This is a genomic window from Psychromonas sp. SP041 (assembly GCF_000470315.2).
In the GTDB taxonomy this organism is placed as follows: domain Bacteria; phylum Pseudomonadota; class Gammaproteobacteria; order Enterobacterales; family Psychromonadaceae; genus Psychromonas.
Genome location: NZ_CBRF02000081.1, coordinates 1 through 2,301, shown reverse-complemented (window position 1 = coordinate 2,301; position 2,301 = coordinate 1). Strand labels below are relative to the sequence as shown.

Below are 2,301 nucleotides of genomic sequence, written 5' to 3'. Positions count from 1 at the left end.
GTTACAGCTTTGCGCCAAACGCAGCAGCGATTGATGCGTTATCAAGCGACACCACTGAGATCTTCACGGTCCGTGTCACGGACAGTGGCGGCGATACTGGTATTGATAATGCGTTAAGCGATACTGCGACGTTTACGATAGATATCACGGCAGCGAACGATACGCCGATTAGCAGCGTAGCGATTGCAGACCAAACTCAAAGCGAAGACTTTGCTGATTACAGCATTGATTTAAAAGAATACTTCTCAGACGTTGAAACCGTGTCAGCAGACTTGGTGTACAGCGTCGCGGGTAACAGCGACATTGGCGTGACGATTGTGGATGGTATTGCAACGTTTACGAGTGCAACTGATAACTTCAATGGTGTTGAAAATATTAGCTTCACTGCAACTGACCCAGAGGGTGAGTCAGTGACACAAGCGATTGTATTTACTGTTAACCCAGTGAATGATGCACCGACGTTAGCGGATGTGACCACTGCCATTACTGATACAGCGGCAGCCGATAGCTTTGATGCAACCACGGGTACATTAACCGCAACGGACGTTGATGATAGCGCCTTTACTTACGACTTCACTGACGGCACAGATACTCATGTGGGTACGTACGGTACATTAACCTTAGCAAGCGATGGCAGTTACAGCTTTGCGCCAAATGCAGCAGCGATTGATGCGTTATCAAGCGACACCACTGAAACCTTCACGGTCCGTGTCACGGACAGTGGCGGTGACACTGGTATTGATAATGCCTTAAGCGATACTGCAACGTTTACAATAGATATCACGGCAGCGAACGATACGCCGATTAACAGTACTGATATTCCTGATCAAACACAAAACGAAGACTTCGCCGAATACACTATCGATTTAAAAGAATACTTCTCAGATGCTGAAACTATTGAAGCTGAGTTGATTTATAGTGTGACTGGTAATGAAAATATTGAAATAGAGATTATTAATGGTATTGCTACTATAAATAGTACAGAAAACTTTTTCGGAAGCGAAACTTTAACTTTTAATGCTACAGATAAAAGCGGTACAACTGTTAGCCAAGATGTTGTTTTTAATGTTAATGAAGTCAATGATGCTCCGTTATTAAATGCTGAAATAGTATCGATTAATGATAGTACGACACCCGATTCATTTAATGAACTAACTGGCACTTTAACAGCTAATGATGTTGATGATGGTGTTCTTAATTACGATTTCTCTGATGGTAGTTTAAGCAAAGTTGGTGTGTATGGCACATTAAGCTTAACAACAACTGGTGACTATACCTTTACACCAAATGAATCGACTATTAATGGATTGTCATCGAGTACAACTGAAGTTTTTGAAATTAGAGCAACAGATGAAAATGGCGATGCAGGTCGAGCAACATTTACCGTAGAGATCTTTGCTGTTAATGATGCCCCTATTGATAGTGCGATTATCCCAGATCAAATACAAAATGAAGATTTCACTGATTACACCCTCGATTTAAAAGAATACTTCTCAGACGCTGAGACCTCGGCTGCAGATTTAACTTACACGGTGAATGGTAACAGCGACATTGGCGTGACGATTGTGGATGGTATTGCAACCTTTACGAGCGCAACTGATAACTTCAATGGCGTTGAAAACATTAGCTTCACGGCAACTGATCCTGATGGCCAAGCAGTGACACAAGCAATTGTATTTACTGTTAACCCAGTGAATGATGCACCAACCTTAGCTGATGTCACGACTGCCATTACTGATACAGCGGCAGCCGATAGCTTCGATGCAACTACCGGTACGTTAACAGCAAGTGATATTGATGACACAGCCTTTACTTACGACTTCACAGACGGTACTGATACCCATGTGGGTACGTACGGTACATTAACCTTAGCAAGCGATGGCAGTTACAGCTTCGCGCCAAACGCAGCAGCGATTGATGCGTTATCAAGCGACACCACTGAGACCTTCACGGTCCGTGTTACGGACAGTGGCGGCGATGCTGGTATTGATAATGCCTTAAGCGATACTGCAACGTTTACGATAGATATTACGGCAGCGAACGATACACCGATTAGCAGCACATCTATTGCAGACCAAACTCAAAGTGAAGACTTTGCTGATTACAGCATTGATTTAAAAGAATACTTCTCAGACGCTGAAACCGTGTCAGCAGATTTGGTGTACAGCGTCGCGGGCAACAGCGACATTGGCGTGACGATTGTGGATGGTATTGCAACGTTTACGAGCGCAACCGATAACTTCACTGGTGTTGAAAACATTAGCTTCACTGCAACTGATCCTGATGGTCAAACAGTGACAC

1 protein-coding gene is annotated in these 2,301 nt (G+C 43.7%); it reads left to right on the top strand.

Going from position 1 to position 2,301, the window contains the following annotated elements; all coding sequences use genetic code 11:
• Positions 1–2,301: Ig-like domain-containing protein (locus SP041_RS20595; RefSeq protein WP_137298012.1), on the top strand; the 2,301-nt coding region annotated here is incomplete at both ends.